Annotated in this window: 1 protein-coding gene; it reads right to left on the bottom strand. The window is 55.8% G+C overall.

The annotated features are described in order from the left end of the window. Window positions 1-18: 18 nt before the first annotated feature. The gene (locus tag QK290_RS18475) at window positions 19-819 is read right to left on the bottom strand and encodes a PucR family transcriptional regulator ligand-binding domain-containing protein (protein WP_282332127.1); all 801 of its coding nucleotides are present in this window, start codon (window positions 817-819) and stop codon (window positions 19-21) included. Between the last annotated feature and the right edge of the window lie 233 nt (window positions 820-1,052).

Raw genomic sequence — 1,052 nt, 5'->3', positions numbered from 1 at the left:
TGCTGGAATCTGGAGGCTTCAGACCGAAACTACACTCTGCATTCTGAAGAGCCCGTTTTTGTGGGATGTCAGGACATCAGGGCTGGCCAAAGCCAAAACGAAAGCCGCCTGATCCACCGCCGCCAAATCAATGTCGGTAGAAGGTGCCCGGGCAAGAAAATACAGCCTTCCAACCGTTGCCCCGGCGATCACAACGGGCCGGGTAACGAGGCGCGAACTTTTCGTTTCCGTGATTTCCTCAAGGAACTCTTGGCTGGGTTCATCATTCGGAGCGCAGGCGATCTCAACTCCGCTTCCGTCGGTGTAGAGCATTTCCCCGGGAAATTCGGTGACGAATTCCTGGAGGATTCCGGTCGGGGCCAGGCCTTCGATCGCCGCCGTGCGTAGTTGTCGCTGCACGTTCATGCTGCGTCGCAATTTCTCGCTTTCCTTTGCAAGCAGATGCCGGTGGGTGTGCAGGGTGATCTCGAGGAAGGGTACGGGCTCCGGAAAGGAAATCAGCGGCATATCGATGTCGACTGCTATGCGGCGCAATCGTTCAGTGAGGCCGATATCCGATGGATTCGTTTCAAGCCCGATCCCGACAGCACCCGCATCTTGCAGGGACCGGGCAAACCCTTCAAGCTCTGCGTCCGAATGGTTATGCAGCTGATACCCGGTGGTCAGCAAGAATTCCCCGCCATGAAGGTTTTCGGCCACGTCAAGGGCTTCGAAGATATGCACCCATTGAACCGCGGCATTCAGGCGGCGTTCCCCGGCTTCGACACTGCAACGCATCCCCTTGGACCGAATCAAATCGATCAACTCAACAATCGTCACGATACGAACTCCCGCATGGAATAGTCCTCCGGGCAGAAGCGATCGAAAAGATCGGGAGGCAGGTACACGTCAATTTCATGGATCACCCGCGCTTTTAAGCGTTGTGATCCCGTAAACACTTTGCCACACCAATGCTGTCGCAGAGTGTTGCGACAGCGTGTTCACATACCATCCGCGGCTAGTAGTACTTAGTTAGGTCGGCGTGGCGGCTTTTAATCCCTGACCGATCCTGT

This window comes from Pseudarthrobacter sp. AL07, assembly GCF_029960665.1.
Lineage (GTDB): Bacteria > Actinomycetota > Actinomycetes > Actinomycetales > Micrococcaceae > Arthrobacter.
The sequence above is the reverse complement of the archived record's forward strand: the minus strand, read 5'-3'. Positions and strand labels throughout refer to the sequence as shown.